General features: G+C 72.6%; 27 protein-coding genes and 1 tRNA gene. 7 read left to right on the top strand and 21 right to left on the bottom strand.

The genetic code is table 11. The features are described from left to right. Window positions 1-53 precede the first annotated feature (53 nt). The 4 genes from ACULK4_RS08070 to ACULK4_RS08055 all read right to left on the bottom strand — a co-directional run bounded on the left by ACULK4_RS08070 (window position 54) and on the right by ACULK4_RS08055 (window position 3,272). A complete protein-coding gene (locus ACULK4_RS08070; protein ID WP_445966731.1) occupies window positions 54-230 on the bottom strand; it encodes a hypothetical protein in 177 nt (58 codons plus the stop codon). Between the two features lie 154 nt (window positions 231-384). Then, window positions 385-1,149: a glycosyltransferase family A protein gene (locus tag ACULK4_RS08065; RefSeq protein WP_445966732.1), complete on the bottom strand. Its 765-nt coding sequence runs from the start codon at window positions 1,147-1,149 to the stop codon at window positions 385-387. A gap of 63 nt (window positions 1,150-1,212) precedes the next feature. Beyond that, a complete protein-coding gene (locus tag ACULK4_RS08060; RefSeq protein WP_445966733.1) occupies window positions 1,213-2,877 on the bottom strand; it encodes a SulP family inorganic anion transporter in 1,665 nt (554 codons plus the stop codon). Then, window positions 2,874-3,272 (bottom strand): ArsR/SmtB family transcription factor, encoded by a 399-nt coding sequence (locus tag ACULK4_RS08055; RefSeq protein WP_445966734.1) that lies wholly within the window; start codon window positions 3,270-3,272, stop codon window positions 2,874-2,876. Before ACULK4_RS08055 ends, ACULK4_RS08060 begins: the two co-directional genes overlap by 4 nt. A gap of 110 nt (window positions 3,273-3,382) precedes the next feature. On the opposite strand from ACULK4_RS08055, the gene ACULK4_RS08050 reads away from it, so the two are divergent. Genes ACULK4_RS08050 through ACULK4_RS08040 form a run of 3 tightly spaced genes read left to right on the top strand, consistent with a single transcriptional unit; the run spans window position 3,383 to window position 4,783 of the window. Continuing rightward, a complete protein-coding gene (locus ACULK4_RS08050) occupies window positions 3,383-3,619 on the top strand; it encodes an RNA polymerase sigma factor (RefSeq protein ID WP_445966735.1) in 237 nt (78 codons plus the stop codon). 32 nt (window positions 3,620-3,651) lie between these two features. Further along, entirely contained in the window at window positions 3,652-3,945 is a 294-nt protein-coding gene (locus ACULK4_RS08045; protein ID WP_445966736.1) for an RNA polymerase sigma factor, read from the top strand. Continuing rightward, complete coding sequence (locus ACULK4_RS08040; RefSeq protein ID WP_445966737.1) at window positions 3,935-4,783, top strand: hypothetical protein; 849 nt, start codon at window positions 3,935-3,937, stop codon at window positions 4,781-4,783. Before ACULK4_RS08045 ends, ACULK4_RS08040 begins: the two co-directional genes overlap by 11 nt. Window positions 4,784-4,847: 64 nt before the next feature. Here the strand turns inward: ACULK4_RS08040 and ACULK4_RS08035 are convergent, their stop codons facing one another. The 4 genes from ACULK4_RS08035 to lepB are packed head-to-tail and all read right to left on the bottom strand — an operon-like array spanning window position 4,848 to window position 6,876. Then, window positions 4,848-5,429: a mismatch-specific DNA-glycosylase gene (locus ACULK4_RS08035; RefSeq protein WP_445966738.1), complete on the bottom strand. Its 582-nt coding sequence runs from the start codon at window positions 5,427-5,429 to the stop codon at window positions 4,848-4,850. An 18-nt stretch (window positions 5,430-5,447) separates the two neighbouring features. After that, window positions 5,448-5,573, bottom strand: coding sequence for a hypothetical protein (locus ACULK4_RS08030; protein ID WP_445966739.1), 126 nt, complete (start codon window positions 5,571-5,573; stop codon window positions 5,448-5,450). Beyond that, window positions 5,570-6,418: an NUDIX hydrolase gene (locus tag ACULK4_RS08025; protein ID WP_445966740.1), complete on the bottom strand. Its 849-nt coding sequence runs from the start codon at window positions 6,416-6,418 to the stop codon at window positions 5,570-5,572. The genes ACULK4_RS08030 and ACULK4_RS08025 overlap by 4 nt, the downstream gene beginning before the upstream one ends. A gap of 20 nt (window positions 6,419-6,438) precedes the next feature. Beyond that, the gene (gene lepB, locus ACULK4_RS08020; RefSeq protein ID WP_445966741.1) at window positions 6,439-6,876 is read right to left on the bottom strand and encodes a signal peptidase I; all 438 of its coding nucleotides are present in this window, start codon (window positions 6,874-6,876) and stop codon (window positions 6,439-6,441) included. Between the two features lie 242 nt (window positions 6,877-7,118). Here lepB and ACULK4_RS08015 point away from each other — a divergent pair, with 242 nt between their 5' ends. Beyond that, window positions 7,119-7,754, top strand: coding sequence for a DnaJ family domain-containing protein (locus ACULK4_RS08015; RefSeq protein WP_445966742.1), 636 nt, complete (start codon window positions 7,119-7,121; stop codon window positions 7,752-7,754). A gap of 117 nt (window positions 7,755-7,871) precedes the next feature. Here ACULK4_RS08015 and ACULK4_RS08010 read toward each other — a convergent pair. The 3 genes from ACULK4_RS08010 to ACULK4_RS08000 all read right to left on the bottom strand — a co-directional run bounded on the left by ACULK4_RS08010 (window position 7,872) and on the right by ACULK4_RS08000 (window position 9,198). Further along, a tRNA-Pro gene (locus ACULK4_RS08010) sits at window positions 7,872-7,945 on the bottom strand. 120 nt (window positions 7,946-8,065) lie between these two features. Next, window positions 8,066-8,722, bottom strand: coding sequence for a hypothetical protein (locus tag ACULK4_RS08005; protein WP_445966743.1), 657 nt, complete (start codon window positions 8,720-8,722; stop codon window positions 8,066-8,068). After that, on the bottom strand, window positions 8,719-9,198 hold the full coding sequence (locus tag ACULK4_RS08000) for a MarR family winged helix-turn-helix transcriptional regulator (protein WP_445966744.1): 480 nt from the start codon (window positions 9,196-9,198) through the stop codon (window positions 8,719-8,721). The genes ACULK4_RS08005 and ACULK4_RS08000 overlap by 4 nt, the downstream gene beginning before the upstream one ends. A gap of 99 nt (window positions 9,199-9,297) precedes the next feature. Here ACULK4_RS08000 and ACULK4_RS07995 point away from each other — a divergent pair, with 99 nt between their 5' ends. Next, window positions 9,298-9,795, top strand: a complete 498-nt coding sequence (locus tag ACULK4_RS07995; RefSeq protein ID WP_445966773.1) for a nitroreductase family deazaflavin-dependent oxidoreductase — start codon at window positions 9,298-9,300, stop codon at window positions 9,793-9,795. Between the two features lie 9 nt (window positions 9,796-9,804). Next, window positions 9,805-10,428, top strand: a complete 624-nt coding sequence (locus ACULK4_RS07990; RefSeq protein ID WP_445966745.1) for a GNAT family N-acetyltransferase — start codon at window positions 9,805-9,807, stop codon at window positions 10,426-10,428. Between the two features lie 7 nt (window positions 10,429-10,435). Here ACULK4_RS07990 and ACULK4_RS07985 read toward each other — a convergent pair whose 3' ends face one another. Next, window positions 10,436-11,356 (bottom strand): CHAD domain-containing protein, encoded by a 921-nt coding sequence (locus ACULK4_RS07985; protein WP_445966746.1) that lies wholly within the window; start codon window positions 11,354-11,356, stop codon window positions 10,436-10,438. Window positions 11,357-11,397: 41 nt separating this feature from the next. Beyond that, window positions 11,398-11,865, bottom strand: coding sequence for a nitroreductase/quinone reductase family protein (locus ACULK4_RS07980; protein WP_445966747.1), 468 nt, complete (start codon window positions 11,863-11,865; stop codon window positions 11,398-11,400). Between the two features lie 64 nt (window positions 11,866-11,929). Between ACULK4_RS07980 and ACULK4_RS07975 the strand changes: the two genes are divergently transcribed. Next, window positions 11,930-12,727, top strand: a complete 798-nt coding sequence (locus tag ACULK4_RS07975) for a YqjF family protein (RefSeq protein ID WP_445966748.1) — start codon at window positions 11,930-11,932, stop codon at window positions 12,725-12,727. Here the strand turns inward: ACULK4_RS07975 and ACULK4_RS07970 are convergent. Genes ACULK4_RS07970 through ACULK4_RS07935 form a run of 8 tightly spaced genes read right to left on the bottom strand, consistent with a single transcriptional unit; the run spans window position 12,699 to window position 19,593 of the window. Next, window positions 12,699-12,935, bottom strand: coding sequence for a DUF167 domain-containing protein (locus tag ACULK4_RS07970; RefSeq protein ID WP_445966749.1), 237 nt, complete (start codon window positions 12,933-12,935; stop codon window positions 12,699-12,701). The genes ACULK4_RS07975 and ACULK4_RS07970 overlap by 29 nt on opposite strands. A 46-nt stretch (window positions 12,936-12,981) precedes the next feature. Beyond that, window positions 12,982-14,490, bottom strand: coding sequence for a ribosome biogenesis GTPase Der (gene der / locus ACULK4_RS07965; RefSeq protein WP_445966750.1), 1,509 nt, complete (start codon window positions 14,488-14,490; stop codon window positions 12,982-12,984). A gap of 53 nt (window positions 14,491-14,543) precedes the next feature. Then, window positions 14,544-15,242, bottom strand: a complete 699-nt coding sequence (cmk, locus tag ACULK4_RS07960; RefSeq protein WP_445966751.1) for a (d)CMP kinase — start codon at window positions 15,240-15,242, stop codon at window positions 14,544-14,546. Window positions 15,243-15,245: 3 nt separating this feature from the next. Further along, window positions 15,246-16,328, bottom strand: coding sequence for a prephenate dehydrogenase (locus ACULK4_RS07955; RefSeq protein WP_445966752.1), 1,083 nt, complete (start codon window positions 16,326-16,328; stop codon window positions 15,246-15,248). A 1-nt stretch (window position 16,329) separates the two neighbouring features. Further along, window positions 16,330-17,127: a pseudouridine synthase gene (locus tag ACULK4_RS07950; protein ID WP_445966753.1), complete on the bottom strand. Its 798-nt coding sequence runs from the start codon at window positions 17,125-17,127 to the stop codon at window positions 16,330-16,332. After that, complete coding sequence (gene scpB / locus ACULK4_RS07945; protein WP_445966754.1) at window positions 17,114-17,833, bottom strand: SMC-Scp complex subunit ScpB; 720 nt, start codon at window positions 17,831-17,833, stop codon at window positions 17,114-17,116. The genes ACULK4_RS07950 and scpB overlap by 14 nt, the downstream gene beginning before the upstream one ends. Then, window positions 17,823-18,662, bottom strand: a complete 840-nt coding sequence (locus ACULK4_RS07940) for a segregation and condensation protein A (protein WP_445966774.1) — start codon at window positions 18,660-18,662, stop codon at window positions 17,823-17,825. The genes scpB and ACULK4_RS07940 overlap by 11 nt, the downstream gene beginning before the upstream one ends. Before the next feature lie 43 nt (window positions 18,663-18,705). Then, window positions 18,706-19,593: a ParA family protein gene (locus tag ACULK4_RS07935; protein WP_445966755.1), complete on the bottom strand. Its 888-nt coding sequence runs from the start codon at window positions 19,591-19,593 to the stop codon at window positions 18,706-18,708. Window positions 19,594-19,595 lie beyond the last annotated feature (2 nt).

The raw sequence follows: 19,595 nt of genomic DNA, 5'->3' as shown, positions 1-19,595 counted from the left end.
GTGAAAGTCGTCAAAGGTGTCGACTTTTCCTCAGTACCGCGCGGAGGACGTCATCACGGTCGAGCGTGCGAGAAGTCGGGGTATCCCTGCCACTCCCCCGGCCCGTGCGAGCGCACGAAGGCGTGGTGCACGCGCTCGCACGCGCCGCGCAACGTGCGACCCCAGCCGAGCAGGCGCCCCTCGAACTCGGCGCGGTATCGCACTTCGCCGTCGACGCGGACGATCGTCACGCGACCGTACTCGCGCCCCATCGAGTCGACGAGTCGCCACCGGCCCGGTTCGGGTTCGTCGGCGGCGAGGATCGGATGCCAGGTGGCCAGTGGTGCTCCCTCCAGAGCGCCCCGGCCGGCGTGATCTCCATCGTACGCCGCGGCCCCGATGTCGTCAGGGGCGCACCGCGGCGGCCCCGCGGGAGCGCGGCCGGACCGCGCGGCGGTACCAGCGGTACCAGGGGAACTCGGCCGGCCAGTGCGACACGATGGAGTGCATGCCACGGCGGAGGCGCAGCATCCGGTCGCCGTTCAGCGCCCGCATCGACACGCCCATCATGAGCGCGTGGTCGTAGCGGATGCGGCGGCGCGGGCCGAGGTGGATCGACAGGTCCATGTCGTCGTGCATGAGGGGGTCGTGTCGGTGCACGCGGTCGCGGACCTCCAGCCACGCGCTGCGGCGGGCGGCGAAGTTGGAGCCGAAGAGGGGCACGTGCCCGAGCGCCGGTGTCACGGTCGCGAAGTAGCTTCCGAGGTACGCGAACGCGAGCGGGCGACGCCAGCGCTCGGGTCCGTCGATGAAGGTCGCGGGGCCCGTGATGGCGTCGAGCTCGGGATCGGCGCCGAACGCGGTCGCGATGTGCGCGATCCAGCCGGCGGGCGGCAGAGAGTCGGCGTCGAGTCGCGCGATGATCTCGCAACGGGCCTCGTCGAACCCGCGCGCGGACGCTGCGGGGATGCCCGGTTCGGGTTCGTCCACCACACGAGCCCCGGCGGCGCGGGCCACAGCGGCCGAGTCGTCCGTCGACCCGTTGTCGACGACGACGACCTCGTCGGGCGGCAGGGTCTGCGCGGCGAGCGCGGCGAGGCACCGGCGCAGCACGTCGGCGTCGTCCTTCACCGGGATGACGACCGAGACCGTGGGCGGCTGCGCTGGCATGCCTCCATCGTGCCCCACGGTCCGATCTCCCGGGCAGGGGCTTGCCGAGCAGGCCGGACGGCCTCAGCCGCGCGCCTCCGCCGCGCGCCGCGTGTGGCTGCGCGCGTGCTCGACCGCGGCGGCGAGGTCGTCGAAGAGGTGGTTGCGGTGCCGGAGCGAGGCGATCACGCCGACGCGCGTGGCGAGTTCGAGGTGGCGTCCCTGGATGCCCTTCACCAGCACGGTGACCCCGCGCCGTTCGAGCGCGTGGATGAGTTCGGTGATGACCTGGGCGCCCGTGGCGTCGAGCAGCTGCAGCTGCGACATCCGGATGATGACGACGTCGACGTCTCGCAGCTCGCCGACGCGCTGCAGCATCCGCTCGGCCGCGCCGAAGAAGAGCGCGCCCTCGAGCCGGTAGAGCGCGATCCGCTCGTCGCCGGGTTCCGCGGGTGCGGGGAGTTCCTCACGGTGCACGCCGCTCGAACGGGCCAGCGTGCGCAGGGCGAGGAAGGCGGCGACGGCGATGCCCACGAGCACCGCGGTGATGAGGTCGACGCTCACGGTGACGATCGCCGTGCCGACGAACACCATCGCGTCGGCCCGGGTGGCGCCCATGACGGTGCGCACGGTCGCGATCGAGATCATGCGGGTCGCGGTGACCATGAGCACGCCCGCGAGGGCGGCGAGCGGGATGGCGGCCACCACGCCCGCGCCGACGGCGACGATCCCCGCGAGGAGCACCGCGTGCAGGATCGCCGCGAGTCGCGTCCTGCCGCCGGAGCGGACGTTCACCGCGGTGCGCGCGATGGCGCCCGTCGCGGGCATGCCGCCGAACAGCGCGGAGGCGACCGACGCGAGCCCCTGGCCGACGAGTTCGCGGTCGGCGTCGTACGCGCCCGTGTCGGAGATGGTGGCCGCGACCCGCGCCGACAGGAGCGACTCGATCGCGGCGAGGGCCGCGACGGTCGCCGCCGGCAGCAGCAGCACGCCGAGCGTCTCGAGGTCGACGGTCGGGATGACGGGCGCCGGGAGTCCCGACGGCAGCTCGCCGATGCTGGCGACGGGGGCTCCGGCGAGCGCGGTGACGACCGTCACGACGACGATCGCGATGATCGAGCCGGGCACGAGCGGGTGGATGCGTGGGGCGACGAGCATGATCGCCGCGACGACGGCGACGACGACGAGCGCCCACGCAGCATCCGCCCACGACGCTCGTGCCACCGCGTCGACGGCGCCGACGATCGCGTTGGCGCCCTCGGCGGCGGGCACGCCGAGCGCCGAGGGCACCTGCTGCAGGAAGATGATGACGGCGATGCCGAGGGTGAACCCCTCGATGACCGGCCACGGGATGAAGGTGACGGCGCGGCCGAGCCGGAGGATGCCGGCGGCGAGCACCATGAGCCCCGCGAGCACGCCGACGATCGCGAGCGCGCCGAGCCCGTGCGCGGCGATGATCGGGGCGAGCACGACGACCATCGCCCCGGTCGGGCCGGACACCTGCACGTTCGACCCGCCGAACACGGCGGCGACGACGCCGGCGACGATCGCGGTGACGAGCCCGCTCGCCGCCCCGGCGCCGGAGCTCACGCCGAACGCCAGGGCGAGCGGCAGTGCGACGATGCCGACGGTGATGCCGGCGACGAGGTCGCCCTTCCAGGTGCGGCGCACGTCGCGGTAGTCGGCGGCGCCGGGCAGCAGCGAGCGGATGGCGCGCGCGGCGCGCTGCACGGGTGCGACGGCGGTCATGCGCGGGCCCGGGGGGCTGCGGCATCCGTCGTCGCCGCCGGCGCGAGTTCGGGCAGCGCGGACTGCTCGACGAGCTGCCGCTCGGTGGTCACGAGGATCTCGGCGAGGAGCGAGCGTGCGACGCGCAGCAGGTCGGCGACCTGCGGGTAGGCGAGCCGGTAGCGCACCTGGTTGCCGCGGCGCTCGGCGGTCACGAGTCCGTAGTTGCGCAGCACGGCGAGGTGCTGGGAGAGGTGCGAGGCTTCGAGGCCGGTCGCCTCGAGCAGTTCGGCGACGGGCGTGTCGTCGGGGGATGCCGCGAGCACCTCGAGCACGCGCACGCGCAGCGGGTGCGCGAGGCCCTTGAAGAGGTTGGCCTTGACCTCGTAGAGCGGTCGGCTGGCGTCGGAGAACATGCACTCCCTCACTGGATTGATGGATTCATCAATCCATTATGCGCTCCGGATCGGGGACGACCTGTGACCTTCGTCACCTGAGCGGACACCTCGAGTTTGAGCGGGTGCACGTGGAAGAGAACGAAGGCACCGACGCCGATCTCCTCGGGAGATTGGCGGACGGTGATCAGGGTGCGCTGGCGGTCCTGTTCGACCGTCACGCCGCGGCGGTGACGCGCTACGCCTGGGCGCTCGCGTCGAGCCGGATGGACGTCGAGGAGATCGTGCAGGACACGTTCGTCACGGCGTGGCGGAGGGCGGGCGAGATCACCATCGCGAGTCGTCGCTGCTGCCGTGGCTGCTGGTGACCTGCCGGCACCTCGCACGGAACCAGTCCCGCATGCAGGCACGGAAGGGAGCCGACGCGCTGCCGGACGAACACACGACCGACCTCGCCGGGCTCGGCGGCGCACGAAGCGACGCCGACACCGCCCGCGAGGAGCTGCGCTGGGTGCTCGACGAGATCGATCGGCTCGAGCCGATCGACCGACGGGTGTGCGAGATGTGCCTCGTCGAGGGAATGCCGTACGCCGACGCGGCGAAGGCCCTCGGCCTCAGCGTCGGCGCGGTGAAGCAACACGTGTCCAGAAGCCGGGCACGACTGAGGAAGGCGGTGACCGTCGATGAGAACTGAACCCCCCACCGGCGACGAGCTCACTCGCATGCTCGTCCAGATGAAGCGCAACGTGCTCGAGCAGGCCGCGGCCGAACCGAAGCCGAAGCGCAGCAAGCTCACCGACCGCATCGTCGGCGGCACGCTCGCCGTCGCCCTGCTGCTCGGACTCGGCACCGCAGGTGCCGCGATCGCCGGCGCGATCGGTCGCGACGACGAGCCCACCGAGGCCGTCGCTGCGACGAGCGAACCCGTGGTCGCAGCGACGACGCCAGAGGTTCCGCCGCGGACCTTCCCGATCGAGACGGAGCCGCCGCCTCCGCCGCCGGCCGTCGATCCGCTGACCACCGTATCGACGATCGCGGTCCGCCCTGAGGGGCTCGACCTCGTCGACGCCTCTGGCGCCGTCGTGGCGAAGCTGTCGTACTTCGACGACCCGGCGACCTTCGTCGGCGCGCTGACCACCGTGTTCGCTGCGCAGCCCACCCTGCAGAGCGACGAGGAACTGGCCACTTCCGACTCGTACTCGTACTTCTGGCCGGGCGGCCTGCTCGTGGCGCACGACCGCGTCGATGAGGGACGCCCGATCTTCGTGAAGTTCACAGGAGGCTCGATCGGCGACGGGGTCACCGTCACGGCGGGCGGCTACACGCCGGGCGATGACCTCGCCGCCTACGCGGCGTCCGTCGGGCTCACGATCGACGGGTCGGACGACGGGTCGCGGATCCCGCTGGAGTATGGCCCTGAGCAGGGTCCCTCCGACGGTCGCTACCTCGACGCGTGGGCGGTCGTCGGGCAGAGTCCGGGCTGGGTGTTCGCGCCGTACAACCTGGTGACGGGTGCCGGCCAGCGCGGCTGAAACCGTCCCAAGGCCCGGTCGCCCAGTTTCTGCCGGCGACCGGGCCGTCGCGCGTCCCTGCCGTTCACGCCTCCGGGCGGTGCAGTTCGATCCCGGCGGCGCGCGCCGGCTCGGCGTACGCGCGTGCGAGGTCGGCGACGGTCGCGTGCGCGTTCAACCCGCTCGGGTTCGGGACGACCCACAGCTCGGCGCCGCCCAGGCGCTCCTCCTGTCGGCCGGCCTTCGCGTTCGGCCGCCCGAAGCCCTGCCGATATGCGGTGAGCCCGACGACCGCGACGACGAGCGGATGCCACATGGCCACGTCGGCCTCGAGCCTCGCCGCCCCCTCGCGCAGCTCCTCCCGGTCGAGCTCGTCGGCTCGCGCGGTCGCCCGGTGCACGAGGTTCGAGATGCCGATGCCGGCGTCGAGGAACATCCGCCGATCTTCGTCAGTGAATCCGTCGGCGAAGCGCGGCATCCGCGGAATGATCCCCGCTGCGGCGAGCGCGGGATAGAACCGGTTGCCGGGGTGGGCGAAGTGCGTGCCGGTCGCCGCGGTCCAGAGACCCGGGTTGATGCCGACGAACACGAGCTTCGGATGCTCGGGCATCAGGTCGTCGACGCTCCTCCCCCTGAACGACTCGAGCTCGGCTCGCGTGAATCCCATGCGTCGATCATGCCTCGCTCAGGCTTCGGCGGCGCTGCGGCGGCGCTCGATCCCGTCCGGGATGAGCTCCGGGCCGTACCCGTGCTCGTCGGCGAACGCGCGCGCAGCGACACGACGACGCAGCCGCGGATGCCGCACCCTCACGCACGGCCGCCTGACCCGGTCGCGCGCATCTCGGCGGCCCGCCGCGCCGTCGACAGGATGCCGCGGGTGGCACGCGCATGCAGACCGGCGCCCAGGAGCAGCATCCGGTAGACCGCGCCGAGCCGCCCCGGGAACAACGCGCGCGTCTCGGCTCGCAGGCGGGATCGACCGCGACCGAGTTCGTCGATGCGGAACACGAGCTCGTAGTCCGAGAACCGGTGCCGGCCGGCGAGCCTGAGCCCTGCCGGGCGGTCGGCGGCGACGACGTGGAATCCCGGCACCGTCGACCCCACGGCGAGTGGGCGCGGGCCGGATGCCACTGTGTCGTCGCATCCGAGGAGCCCGGCGAACCACGGGGTGCCGGCGCCTTCCACGACCTGCCCGAGCGCCGACCAGACCGCTTCGCGGCCGGCAGCGACGGTGACGGCGTGCTCGTCGACGTGCGGCAGGGGTGCGGCGATGCGGGCGCGGCGCAGGTGGTCGATGAGGTGGATCGTGAGCCTCAGCTCGGGCAACTCGCTCGGCGCGACCCAGCGCGCGTCGGTCGCATCGTCGCCGTGCGCGAGCTCGCCACCGGCGACGGTCGCCGCGAAGTCGTGGATCTCGAACTCCCGCCCGTCGCCGATCGGGACGCGCACGCTCCAGAGTTCGCGATCGACCTCGACGCGAAGACCCGTCTCCTCATGGACCTCTCGGGCCGCCGCCTCCTCGAGGGTCTCGCCCGGCTCGACTCGTCCACCCGGCACGGACCAGCGTCCGCGTTGCGGTTCGCGACCGCGCCGGACGAGCAGCACCCGCCCGTCGGCATCGGTGACCACCGCGCTCGCGGCGAGTACGACCTCCACTCCCTCACCGTACGGCGGCATCACCGTGCGAGGACACCGGTGCCGGCGATCGGCCAGGGCAGCAGTCGTACCCGTGCCACGCCGACGACGTCGCCCGTCGGCACGAACGACTGCCGCCAGGCGAGCGGCTCGAGCAGTCCCTCGCGGCGATCGCTCAACGCGAAGTACCGGTCGTCCGGAACGCCGAACGAGCCGCGGAACCCGCCCGATCGGCGGGCGTACGGCTCGAAGACCGCTTCGCCGTTGACTGATACGCCGCCGTCCTCCTCGATTCGCACCCGGTCTCCCGGCACGGCGATCAGCCGCCTGATGCGCGTCCCCGGCTCCTCAGGCACCCGATACACGAGGATCTCGCCGTGACGCAGCCGCGTACGGCGACGCACACGAGTGCCGAGCAGCACGTCGCCGGGCTGGAGTGCGGGTCGCATCGAATCCGAGCGGACCACGGTCGTGAACACTGACGCTCCCTTCGGGCGCGCCGTGGGCAGCGCCGCCCTGCGTCAGACTAGGGGCCGCCAAGCGAGCACGGAGGAGTCTGTCCACAGGCGGCACGGCAGGGCAGAAACGAGGCATTTCCGGCCACTCCGACGAATCGGGGCCACCCGGGCCTTCCTCGAGAACGGCCCCCGATCGGTGGGTGCTTCGCTGACGTCGACGACGGCGCGGCCGAGACGTAACGTGGACGGAGGGAGGAAGCCACATGTCAGACGACGTTCGACGCACGGTGTCGCAGTATCGACTCGAACAGTTCGACCGGGCGCTCGAATCCCGAACAGCCGGCGAGGGCGTGCCGGTCGCGGCGAACGACGCGTCCGCCGAGCCGGAGCCTGAGTCCGAGGTCTCCGCCCCGACGGCCGCCGATCGGGCGGCATACGTCGAGACGGCCATCCAGCAGGCGATCCGTCGCGGCGAGTTCGACAACCTTCCCGGCGCCGGCAAGCCGCTGCCCGGCTTGAACGGTCGTCATGATCCCGACTGGTGGATCCGCCGGAAGATCGAGTCGGAGCAGTTGACCGGGCTCGGCCCGCCTGCACTGACCCTGCGCACCGAGGATGCAGCGCTCGACGATCGGCTCGACCGCATGCACCGCGAGGAGGACGTGCGGGCCGCGATCGACGACTTCAACGCGCGGGTGAAGGAGGCGCGTCGTCAACTCCTCGGCGGCCCGCCCGTCGTGACGGGACTCCGCGACCCCGACCGTGCGGTACGAGCCTGGCGCGAACGGCGCCTCGAACGAGCGCGACGTGCCGCCGCCGAGCAGGAGCGACAGCGTGCTGAAGAGGCAGCACTGGGCTGGCGCGAACGACGCCGTCGGCGCCGCGCGTCTCGATCGTGAAGCGGGCCGGCGGGCCGGACTCCGTGATCCCCGCCCTCGGGGCGAGACGGGCACTGCATCTCCGACGCAAGAGGCCCGGAACCCGCGACTTCCGCGTGATTCCGGGCCTCTTCCCGGTCGGGCTGACAGGATTTGAACCTGCGACCCCTTGACCCCCAGTCAAGTGCGCTACCAAGCTGCGCCACAGCCCGATGCCCTCGACGTTCCCGCGAAGACAACTTGACCATCATAGCGGCATCGGACGGGGTGCTCGTGCACACGCCGGCCGCGCGGCATCCGTCGGCGACCCCTGCCCCGCAACGCGGGAGCCCTCAGATGTGCTGCCGCACCGCGTCCATGAATCCGCCCGGATCGTCGACCCAGATCCGCACCTCGTCGACCGCCTGCGCTCCGCCCTTCGGCGGCATCCCGGGCAGCCGCACGACGGTGGGTCGCTCGAGTTCGACGACGACGACGGTCTCGTCCTGCATCCGCAGCGACAGTGTCCGGCTGGCATCCGCTTCGGTGATCTTGGGGGTCTTGGGTTCGTCGACGCGGCGTTCGCGCGCGACGGAGGCGATGTCGTCCCAGGTGAGCAGGATGTCGATCTCGAGCCCCTCGCGCACGCGGATGCCCTCGGGCCCGACGGTGTGCGGGCGCATGAGGTACGCGGCGAGCAGGCCGAACATCCACGTGAGCCCCCAGATGCCGAGGATCAGGAACGTGATCCGCACCACCGGCCATCGGTGCACGATCAGGTCGATGATCGGGATCTCGACCGCCGACAGCACGATGAAGATCATCAGGATCGTGAAGACCGGCGTGTGGTAGCCGAATCCGGCCGCGCCCGGCGCGACCGCCGGACGCCTCGTGATGAAGCGCCCGATGCTCGAGTAGATGCGCAGCTCGAGCTTCAGCGCTCGCAGCGCGAACCCGCCGATGCGACGGGCGACGGATGGCGCGGCCGCCCGCTCGACGTCCGCCGTCATCGTCCCGCTCCCGTGGGGTGGGCCGCCGCGCGGGCAGCGCCGGATGCCGCGACCAGTTCGCGCAGGCGCTCGGCGACCGCGTCGATGCCACGCAGGAGGGGCTCCCGGTCGGCCGGCGCGACCGCGGCGAGGAGCGTGGCCGAGAGCTCCTCATGGTCGCGCTGCATCTCGCGCATGAGCTCGTCGGCCGACGGGGTGAGGGCCACGAGGGTCGCCCGCCGGTCGGTCGGGTGCGGGGCGCGTTCGACGTAGCCGCCCTCCTCGAGCGCGTCGACCAGGCCGGTGATGTTGCGCGCGCTCACCTCGAGCCGGTTCGCGAGCGCCTGCTGGGTGGACGGCCCGGCGTGCGCGAGGTCCCACAGCACCCGCGTGCGGGCGGTGGTGAGCGAGGTGCCCGCGAACTCGCGGGCCAGGTCGCGCTGGAACAGTTCGCTGATCTCGAGGAGGCGGTCGAGCACCGTCGGTTCGCGGGTCATATCGTGATGATACTTCATTGTGTTGCATATTCATCGTATCGGGAGTGTCGGACGGCGCCACCGGCTGCACGGCTCCCCTCGTAGGATTGCGCCGTGGTCATGACGAAGCCCGGCCCGCTCCTGGCATGGTTCTACCGCGCCCCCTCGGTGCTCTACCGAGCGCGTCTCGGCTGGCTGCTCGGCGGCCGCTTCCTCATGCTCACCGCGGTCGGTCGCACGACCGGAGAGCCGAGGCGAACCGTCGTCGAGGTCGCGCGGCGCGCGGGCCGGGACCCGGGCTCGCCGCCGGTCCTGTGGGTCGTCGCGAGCCGGGGGCCGCGCACGGACTGGTATCGCAACGCCGTCACGAACCCGCGGGTGCGCGTGGACTGGCGATCCCGGCGCTACGCGGCGAACGCCCGGCCGCTCGACGAGGACGAGCGCGTGGAGCTCCTCGCCGACTACCAGCGTCGACACCCCCGGGCTGCCGCGATGCTCGGCTCCGCCGCGCTCGACGCGAGCTTCACGGCCGACCACGACGCGCTCCGGCGACTGGCCCACGAGCTGCGCGCGCTCCGGCTCGACCCGGCATCCACGGATGTCGCTCCCCCGCGATAGCCTCGCGACATGCACGAACCCGACGACGTGATCGCATCGGTCGATCCGAGCCTGCGCGTCGTTCCGGCCGGCGAGGCGCCGTTCGCCGATGTCGAGGCGGTCTTCGGCACTCGCGGCGATCCCGCGACGTGCTGGTGCCAGTGGTACAAGCTCCGTGGCGCCGAGTTCCGGGCGGCCGAGCCCGGCGAGCTCCGCGACCGGCTCGCCGCCCAGCTCGCCGAGGCGGGCCCCGGACCGGGACTGCTCGCGTACGACGGCGAGACGCCCGTCGGGTGGTGTGCGGTCGAACCGCGACCGGCCCTCGTCCGGCTCCCGCACAGCCCCGTGGCGTCGGCGACGCCGGACCCCGACTTCACCGATGTCGGCGTCTGGTCGGTGTCGTGCTTCGTGATCCCGCGCGCCTTCCGCCGGCGCGGCGTCGCGACGGCACTCGCCGCCGCCGCGGTCGCCTACGCGCACGAGCACGGCGCCCGGGTCGTGGAGGCGTACGCGGTCGATCCCGCCGCTCGGTCGAAGCCGCCGGCTGCCGAGCTCTTCCCCGGGACCGTGTCGATGTTCGCTGCGGCCGGGTTCGTCGAGGTCGCCCGCCCGAAACCGCACCGGGTCGTGATGCGTCGCGTACTCGCAGGTTGATCCGCGCTCAGCGCACCTTGCCGTGCCACTTCGCGGCGGCGGCCTTCACGCCGTCGATCGCGTCAGCCAGCTTCGCGAGGTGCGCTTCGGCGCGCGCATCCGCGTCGTCCGCGAGTCGCAGGAGCGTGTCCGCCGGCTTCCCCGCATGCGCAGCGTGCGCCGCCGAACGACGCAGGTGCTCCGCGAACAGCAGCTCGTCGCGATGGTCGCCGAGCACGTCGTGGATCGCGTCGCCCGCCTCGGCGAGCGCGACCGCCGCATCACCGAACAGTTCGACCGGTGGCTGCGTGACCGCCTCGGCCGCGTAGCGAAGGCGCCGGCCCGCCTTGCGGAGCTCGTGCAGGTCCTCGAGCTCCGGGTCGGCGGGCAGGCGTCGCGCTCGCTTGGCGGCGCGGCTCGCCTCCCGGTCGAGAAGCGCCGCCAGTTCGCGCTTCGCCGGTCGGGCGGCGCGCTCGGTGAACGGCGGATCGGCGAGCACGCGATCGAGCTCCGCGAGGCGCGCGATCGCCCGCGGCATCCGTTGCCGTTCGACGAAGCGTGCGTGCGCCTGGTCGTGCGCGACCGTCTCGTCGTCGATCAGGATGCCGCGCACGCGTGCGCGATCCTCGTCCGAGTCGAATCGCCCCGCCTCGTCGCCCGCCCCGAGCGCGTCCTCGGCGACCTGGACACGGACCTCGAGGTCGCGCACGGTTCCGAGCTCGCGCCCGAGCTCGCGGAGCCGCCGACGCAGTTCGGTCGCGACGCCCGCGTCGAGGACGGGCCCGTACGCGGCGAGCAGGCTCCGCAACCGTCGCACGTTCGTGCGCATCTGGTGCAGCGCGTCGGGCTCGTCGACCATCGCGAGCGGATGGTACTCGCGCAAGCGGTCGCGTACCGCTCCGAGGGCGCGCACGACGATCGCTCCGGCGTCGTCGTCGGCCTGCCCCATGCGCCCATGCTGGGCGACCCGCTCCCCATCGTCAACCGTCGTCAATCGCGGCCGCCGCCGTCCGGCTGCCTCGGCTCGCAGATCACCACCGGGATGTCGCGACGCGTGCGCTGCTGGTAGTGCGCGTATCCCGGGTACACCGCCGTGACCCGCGGCCACAGCTCCGCCTTCTCCTCGGGCGTGGCGGTGCGAGCCCGCATGGTTCGGCTGCCGTCGCGCAGGTCGATGACGACGTCCGGGTGGTCGGCGAGGTTCAGGTACCAGGCCGGATGCCGGTCCGCGCCGCCCTTCGACGCGACGAGCACCACCCGGCCGGGTTCCACGATCGGCGCCGAGAGGATCGCGCTGCGCGGGAGCCCGGTGCGCCGGCCGATGGTGTGCAACTCGACGGTGACGAGACGCCCGATGCGCCACCCCAGCCTGCCCCGGGAGACCCTGATCACCCAGCGGTGGAACCCCGAGAGCACCGCCAGCGCCCGGTCCCCGAGGACTCCGCCGTCAGATCCCATGCTCCGAGCCTACGCAGGGCGCGGCCCTCGCGCGGGGCGCGGTCGGCACGGCAGGATGGTGCACGTGGACGGACTGCCGCGCACCGCACCCCCGCTGCCGGGGCGCGCCGTCCTCGAGCAGCACTGGCGCGACCTGGTGTTCCTGCACTGGCGCGTCGAGCCCGCACGCGTCCAGCCCTACCTGCCCAGGGGCACGCGCCCCGACGTCGTCGACGGGTCCACCTGGGTGGGACTCATCCCGTTCGTGCTCGCCGACACGCGCTTCCCGCCGCTGCCGCCGCTGCATCGCCTCGGCACGTTCGTCGAGGTCAACGTGCGCCTGTACGCGCGCGACGTCGCCGGCCGGCACGGCGTGGTGTTCCGCACGCTCGAGGCCGGGCGGTTGCTTCCCGTGATCGCCGCCCGGGTCGGCTTCGGGCTGCCGTACCACTGGGCGCGTTCGAGCGTCACCCGGCGTGCGGATGCCGCGGGCTTCGAGCTCGACTTCCGGAGCCGCCGCCGAGGGCTCCGCGGCCCGTCGACGCACGTCCGAGCGCGCCTCGGCGAGCCGGTTCCGCCCGACGCGCCGGACGCCGCGCTCGCGCACTTCCTCACCGACCGGTGGGGGTACCACGAGCGGCACCTCGGCCGGACGGTGTGGGCGCGGAACGCACATGCGCCGTGGGCGCTGCACCGCGCCGAGCTGCTCGAGCTCGACGACGACCTCCTCGCCGCGACCGGGTTCCCCGACCTCGCAGGGCGACTTCCCGACTCGGTGCTCGCCTCGACGGGCGTGCGCACCGCGTTCAGCCGACCGCATGCGATCGCGACGCACGCGTGGCGCCTGCCGGCGATCAGGGCAGGTCGACCCGCACCCGCTTGATCCGCGCGGTGTGTCCGCGCACGATCTCGACATCGCGTCGCGGCACCCCGTAGTGCGCGGCGAGTGCCGCGACGACGCCGTCGTTGGCGGCGCCGTCGACGGCGCGCTCGCGCACGTGCACGGTGACGGATGCCATGGGGTCGTCGGGCGTCGCCTCGACGAGCGGGCCGCGCCGGCTGCCCGGCTTCACGCGCACCGTCAGTTCCACGTCGTCCCGCCCGCCCGCGGCATCCGCTCGCCCGACGCCGTACCGGCTAGCGGGGCCGCTTCTCGCGAACCCGCATGTTGGTCACGATGGGCGTGCCGACGAAGCCGTAGATCTCGCGCAGGCGCCGCTGGATGAACCGGCGGTAGCCCGGGTCGAGGAATCCGGTCGTGAACAGTACGAACGTCGGCGGGCGCGTGGACGCCTGCGTGCCGAACAGGATGCGGGGCTGCTTGCCGCCGCGCACCGGGTGCGGGTGCTCCTGCGTGAGCTCGGTGAGGAACGCGTTGAACTTGCCCGTCGGGATGCGCGTGTCCCACGACTCGAGGGCGGTCTCGAGGGCGGGCACGAGCTTCTCGAGGTGGCGGCCGGTCTTGGCCGAGATGTTCACGCGCGGCGCCCACTGCACGTGGTGCAGGTCCTGCTCGATCTCGCGCTCGAGGTAGCGGCGACGGTCGTCGTCGAGGAGGTCCCACTTGTTGTACGCGAGCACGAGCGCGCGGCCCGACTCGAGGACGAGGTCGATGATTCGCACGTCCTGCTCGGAGATCGGCTGCGACACGTCGAGCAGCACGACCGCGACCTCGGCCTTCTCGAGCGCGGCCTGGGTGCGCAGCGACGCGTAGAAGTCGGCTCCCTGCTGCAGGTGCACGCGACGGCGGATGCCGGCGGTGTCGACGAACCGCCAGATCTTCCCGCCGAGCTCGATCTGCTCGTCGACCGGATCGCGCGTGGTGCCGGCGAGCTCGTTGACGACGACACGCTCCTCGCGCGCGGCCTTGTTCAGCAGGCTGGACTTGCCGACGTTGGGACGGCCGAGGATCGCGACGCGGCGGGGTCCGCCGAATTCGTCCTTCGCGACCGCGGAGACCTGCGGGAGGACCTTGAACACCTCGTCGAGCATGTCGGCGACGCCGCGCCCGTGCAGCGCCGAGACCGGGTAGGGCTCGCCCAGGCCGAGGTTCCATAGCGCAGCGGCCTCGGGCTCCTGACGGGCGTCGTCGACCTTGTTGGCGACGAGGAACACGGGCTTCTTCGTCTTGCGCAGCAGCCGCACGACATGCTCGTCGGTCGCGGTCGCGCCGACCGTGGCGTCGACGACGAACAGCACGACGTCCGACAGGTCGATCGCGACCTCGGCCTGCGCGGCCACCGACGCGTCGATGCCGCGCGCGTCGGGCTCCCATCCGCCGGTGTCGACGAGGGTGAAGCGACGGTCGAGCCACTCGCCCTTGTACGAGACTCGATCTCGGGTGACGCCGGGCGTGTCCTCGACGACGGCCTCGCGGCGGCCGAGGATGCGGTTCACGAGCGCCGACTTGCCGACGTTCGGGCGGCCGACGATCGCGATGACCGGCAGCGCCGGCAGGTAGCGGATGCCTTCCTCGCCCTCCTCGGAGAGCTCGAGCAGGTCGCGGTCCTCCTCGTCGAGGTCGTACTCGTCGAGTCCGGAGCGGAGTGCGGCGGCGCGCTGCTCCGCGAGGTCCTCGTCGACCTCGGCGAGGCGCTCGGCGAGGTCGTCGTCGGGGGCGTCGAACTCGTCGTCGCGGTCGGTCATGTCAGCTCCTGGAAGGTCTCGGGGTCGTACGCGCGAGCGCACAACCTGTCTATTCAACCAGTACGAACCTGAGCGTCGCGGATCACGCCGAGCACCGCCTCCACGGTCGCGTCGAAGTCGAGGTCGGTCGAGTCGACCGTGGTGACCCCCTCGGCGGCGTTCATGAAGTCGACGACCTTCGAGTCGGCGGCGTCGCGGGCGCGGAGTTGCGCCCCGGTCGCGGCGGCGGAGTGACCCACGAGCTCGGCGGACCGGCGCGCGGTGCGCACGTCCTCCGACGCCGTGAGCAGGATCCGCACGGGCGCGTCGGGCGCGACGACGGTCGTGATGTCACGGCCCTCGACGACGATGCCCGGGCGCGCCTCGGCGGCCATGATCGCCCGGAACACCTCGATCAGGTGCGAACGCACCTCCGGGACGCGCGCGACGGCGCTCACGATGGCCGAGATGCCCGGCTCCCGGATCGCGTCGGTCACGTCGGTTTCGCCGACGTGCACCGCGTACCCCTGCGGGTCGGTGCCGATGCGGTAGTCGAACGAGTCGAGGCACGAGACGACGGATGCCGCGTCATCCGCGTCGACGTGCGACGCCGTGGCATGCCAGGCGAGCGCACGGTACGCGGCGCCCGTGTCCAGGAAGCCCCAGCCGAGCCGGCGCGCGACCTCCTTCGACACGCTGGACTTGCCGCTGCCTGCGGGACCGTCGACGGCGACGACGACGGGGTACTCGACGGGGTGGGGTTCGTGGGGCACGTTCTATCCTGCGATCCGCCAGCCGCGTGCGGCCAGCTCGGTGGTGAGTCGGTCGGCCGCCTCGGGGAGCACGGCGATCTCGGCGAGGCCGACCTGGCGGCCGGGCGAGTGCTCGAGGCGGAGGTCTTCGAGGTTCACGCCGATCTCGCCGATCTCGGCGAGCAGGGTCGCCAGTTGGCCGGGCCGGTCGTCGACCATGACGATGATCGTCGTGAAGCGCTTGTCGGTGCCGTGCTTGCCCGGCAGCCGTTCGACGCCCGTGTTGCCGCCCGTGAGCTCCTCCGCGACCTTGCGGCGGGCGCCGGGCGCGGCCGGGTCGGCGAGCGCGTCGATGAAGCGGTCGAGATCGTCGCGGTAGGCGAGCAGGATGTCGCGGACCGGGGCGGCGTTGGCGCCGAGGATCTGCACCCACAGGTCCGGGTCGCTCGCCGCGATGCGGGTCACGTCGCGCACGCCCTGGCCGGAGAGGCCGAGCGCGGCGTTGGGGGCGTCGATGAACCGGCGCGCCATGACGCTCGCCACGACCTGCGGAACGTGCGAGATGAGCGCGACGCCGCGATCGTGCTCCTCGGGGGTCATCTCGACGAGGGTCGCGCCGAGGTCGAGGATGAGGTCGTCGATCGCGCTCGCGCGCCGGTAGCTGATCTCGTCGTGCGCCGCGACCACCCAGGGGCGGCCGGCGAACAGGTCGGCGCGCGCCGCGAGGGGTCCGCCCCGCTCGCGTCCGGCGAGCGGGTGCGAGCCGATGTAGCGGGAGACGTCGGCGCCGGCGGCCTCGAGCTCGGCGAGGATCCCGGCCTTCACGCTCGCGACATCCGTCACGATCGCGTCGGGGAACGCGGCGAGCTCGGCGGCGACGACGGTCGCCGTGACATCCGGCGGCACCGCCACCACGATGAGCTGGGGCGCATCGCCCGGCTGCGCGGGTCGACCTGCGCCGAGGTCGACGGCGATCGCGACATGGGTGGGCGACGCGTCGGCGAGGATCACGTCGATTCCACGGGCGCGCAGGCCCAGCGCGACGCTCGTGCCGAGCAGGCCGGCGCCGACGACGCGGACCGGCCCGACCAGCCGTGACTCGACCACCTCAGCCGTTCCCCTTCCGCTGCTCGTCCGCGGCCCGCGCGATCGTGAGCAGCGCGCCGAGTTCGACTCTAGTCAACTCGCGGATCGCGCCCGACCTCAGCGTCCCGAGGTGGAGCGGGCCGAACTGGCGCCGCACGAGCTCGACCACGGGGTGGCCGACCGCGTCGAGCATTCGGCGCACGATCCGGTTGCGGCCGGAGTGCAGCGTGACCTCGACCATGGTGTGTCCGGCGCCGGCCTGCGTCTGGATGATCTTCGCGCGGTCGGCGCGGATGGGCCCGTCCTCGAGCTCGATCCCGTCCTTGAGCCGCTGCAGGGTCTGCGGCGTCACCCGGCCCTTCACCTTCGCGATGTACGTCTTCTCGACGCCGAACGAAGGGTGGGCGAGCACGTGCGCGAGCTCGCCGTCGTTGGTCAGCAGCAGCAGGCCGCTCGTGTCGCCGTCGAGCCGTCCCACGTTGAACACCCGCACGTCGAGCGGGTCGGTGAACCGCCTGAGGTCCGGCCGGCCGTGCTCGTCGGCCATGGACGACACCACGCCGCGCGGCTTGTTCAGCATGTAGTAGCGCTTCTCCTGGTCGAGCTGCACCGCGGTGCCGTCGACGGCGACCTTGTCGGCCATCGGATCGATGCGCGTGCCCAGCTCGGTCACGACGCGGCCGTTGACCTCGACGCGGCCCTCGACGATCATCTGCTCGGCGACGCGTCGACTGGCGACGCCCGCGGCCGCAAGCGCCTTCTGGAGGCGTGTGCCTCCGGGCAGCGCGCCCGCGCCGCCGGCCGGGTCAGAGGTGGTCACGTTCGAATCCCTCCTGGCCGCCGTCGAGCAGCGGCGAGATCGGCGGCAGCTCGTCGATCGACGAGACGCCCAGGTTGGTGAGCAGCACGTCGGTCGTGCCGTACAGGATCGCGCCGGTCTCCTCGTCGGTGTCGACCTCGGTGACGAGCCCGCGCCCGAGAAGCGTGCGCACGACCGAGTCGACGTTGACGGCGCGGATCGACGCGATCGACGACCGCGAGATCGGCTGCTTGTAGGCGATCACCGCGAGGGTCTCGAGCGCGGCCTGCGACAGCCGCGTCGAGGTCTGCGCGGCGACGACGTCGGTGATGAGCCGGTCGTACTCGGCCCGTGCGTAGAAGCGCCACCCGCCGCCGACCTCGCGCAGTTCGAAGGCGCGACGGATGCCGGCGCCTGCCGGCGACTCCCCCTCGTCGGTGCGCGGCTCGCCCGACGGCGCCCGGCCGTCGTAGTCGTCCCGCAGGCGCGAGATCGCGGCCCGGACCTCGGCGAGCGGACGCTGCACCGCCGCCGCGAGGTGCACGATCGACTGCGGCTCGTCCGCGATGAAGAGGATCGCCTCGAGCGCCCGGTCGAGGTCGAGCCGCGGCTGGCCGGGTACGTCGAGGGGCGTGGCCACCGAGATCTCGGGCGACTCCGGGTCTCGCGGGACCGGCTCCGGGGCCGTCTCGGGGCCCCGCTCCGCGGCATCCGTCTCACTCGTCATAGTCGGCTCCCAGGGTCTCGAGTCGGTCGTCGGTCCAGCCGTCGCCGGCGGCCCACCGCAGCGTCAGCTCACCCAGCGGCTCGAGCTGCTCGAACCCGATCGCAGAGTGACGGTACAGCTCCAGCACCGCGAGGAACCGAGCCACGACGATACCCGGCCGGTCGATGCCGGCGATCAGCTGGCGGAACGTGACGGGGTCGCCGCGACGCAGCACGGCGACGACGTGCGCGGCCTGCTCGCGGATCGACACGAGCGGGGCGTGCAGGTGATCGAGGCCGACGACGGGAACCTCGCGCGGCGTGAGCGCGAGCATCGCAAGGGCTGCGAAGTCGTCGGGGCCGAGCGTCCAGCGCAGTTCGGGCTCGCGCCGGCGGAACCGCTCCTCGAGTCGCACCGTGCGCGCGTGGCGCAGCGACTCCGCCTCGATCCGGCCGCCGAACCAGCGCGCGGCCTCCTTGAACGCCCGGTACTGCAGCAGGCGGGCGAAGAGCAGGTCGCGCGCCTCGAGCAGCGCGACGTCCTCCGCGTCGACGAGCTCGCCCTGCGGGAGGAGCCCCACGACCTTCAGGTCGAGCAGCGTGGCCGCGACCACGAGGAACTCGCTCGCCCGGTCGAGGTCCTCGTTCGTCTCGATGCCCCGCAGGTAGGCGATGAACTCATCGGTGACCGCCGACAGCGACACCTCGGTGATGTCGAGCTCGTGCTTGGCGATGAGCGAGAGCAGCAGGTCGAACGGACCCTCGAAGTTCGACAGAGCGACGCGGAACCCGGCGCCGGACTGCGGCTCGGCCGGAGCGTCGTGCCCGGCCGGCGGCGTGGCATCCGTCATCGCGGCGCCCGCCGCACCGCCACCGGTCGCCGCCGCCGTCGGTTCAGGCGACCGCGCCACGGTCGACCAGCTCCCGGGCGAGCTGACGGTACGCGCGCGACGCCGGGTGCTCGGGCGCGAACTCGGTGATCGGCGTCGCTGCGACGGTCGCGTCGGGGAACTTCACCGTGCGGGTGATGACCGTCTCGAGCACCTTGTCGCCGAACGCCTCGACCACGCGCTCGAGCACCTCGCGCGAGTGCAGGGTGCGCGCGTCGTACATGGTCGCGAGGATCCCGTCGAGCGTGATGGCCGGGTTGAGCCGGTCGCGCACCTTGTCGATGGTCTCGATGAGCAGCGCCACGCCGCGCAGCGCGAAGTACTCGCACTCGAGCGGGATGATCACGCCGTGACTCGCGGTGAGCGCGTTCACGGTCAGCAGGCCCAACGACGGCTGGCAGTCGATGAGGATGACGTCGTAGTCGCCCGACACCTTGCGCAGCACGCTCGCGAGGATCTGCTCGCGCGCAACCTCGGTCACGAGGTGCACTTCGGCGGCGGAGAGGTCGATGTTGGCCGGGATCACGTCGAGGCCCTCGACGTTCGTCGACTGGATCGCGTCGGCCGGGGTGACGTTGCGCGAGAGCAGCAGGTCGTAGATCGTCGGCACGTCGTGGGTCGGCACGCCGAGGCCCGCGGAGAGCGCGCCCTGCGGGTCGAAGTCGACAGCGAGCACGCGGCGGCCGTAGTCGGCGAGCGCCGCACCGAGGTTGATCGTCGTCGTGGTCTTGCCGACGCCGCCCTTCTGGTTGCAGAGGGCGATGATGCGCGCGGGACCGTGAGAGGCGAGCGCGGGCGGCTCGGCGAACTCCCGGAGCGGCCGACCGGTGGGACCGAGATCCGACTCCAGCGTGGCGGTGCCGTCCGCCGGGTCGTAGGTCTCGTTGGTCACGG

Source organism: Agromyces selenitireducens (genome assembly GCF_052748465.2).
The sequence above is the reverse complement of the archived record's forward strand: the minus strand, read 5'-3'. Positions and strand labels throughout refer to the sequence as shown.

Coding starts and splice junctions, on each gene's coding strand:
- ACULK4_RS08005 (WP_445966743.1), bottom strand. CDS start 8,722: ATGACGGCGGACGTCGAGCGGGCGGCCGCGCCATCCGTCGCCCGTCGC.
- ACULK4_RS07985 (WP_445966746.1), bottom strand. CDS start 11,356: ATGGGGCAGGCCGACGACGACGCCGGAGCGATCGTCGTGCGCGCCCTC.
- ACULK4_RS08060 (WP_445966733.1), bottom strand. CDS start 2,877: ATGACCGCCGTCGCACCCGTGCAGCGCGCCGCGCGCGCCATCCGCTCG.
- der (WP_445966750.1), bottom strand. CDS start 14,490: ATGACCGACCGCGACGACGAGTTCGACGCCCCCGACGACGACCTCGCC.
- scpB (WP_445966754.1), bottom strand. CDS start 17,833: ATGACGAGTGAGACGGATGCCGCGGAGCGGGGCCCCGAGACGGCCCCG.
- ACULK4_RS07980 (WP_445966747.1), bottom strand. CDS start 11,865: ATGGGATCTGACGGCGGAGTCCTCGGGGACCGGGCGCTGGCGGTGCTC.
- ACULK4_RS07990 (WP_445966745.1), top strand. CDS start 9,805: ATGCACGAACCCGACGACGTGATCGCATCGGTCGATCCGAGCCTGCGC.
- ACULK4_RS08000 (WP_445966744.1), bottom strand. CDS start 9,198: ATGACCCGCGAACCGACGGTGCTCGACCGCCTCCTCGAGATCAGCGAA.
- ACULK4_RS07940 (WP_445966774.1), bottom strand. CDS start 18,662: ATGACGGATGCCACGCCGCCGGCCGGGCACGACGCTCCGGCCGAGCCG.
- ACULK4_RS07995 (WP_445966773.1), top strand. CDS start 9,298: ATGACGAAGCCCGGCCCGCTCCTGGCATGGTTCTACCGCGCCCCCTCG.
- ACULK4_RS08015 (WP_445966742.1), top strand. CDS start 7,119: ATGTCAGACGACGTTCGACGCACGGTGTCGCAGTATCGACTCGAACAG.
- ACULK4_RS08035 (WP_445966738.1), bottom strand. CDS start 5,429: ATGGGATTCACGCGAGCCGAGCTCGAGTCGTTCAGGGGGAGGAGCGTC.
- ACULK4_RS08040 (WP_445966737.1), top strand. CDS start 3,935: ATGAGAACTGAACCCCCCACCGGCGACGAGCTCACTCGCATGCTCGTC.
- ACULK4_RS08055 (WP_445966734.1), bottom strand. CDS start 3,272: ATGTTCTCCGACGCCAGCCGACCGCTCTACGAGGTCAAGGCCAACCTC.
- ACULK4_RS08045 (WP_445966736.1), top strand. CDS start 3,652: ATGCAGGCACGGAAGGGAGCCGACGCGCTGCCGGACGAACACACGACC.
- ACULK4_RS08065 (WP_445966732.1), bottom strand. CDS start 1,149: ATGCCAGCGCAGCCGCCCACGGTCTCGGTCGTCATCCCGGTGAAGGAC.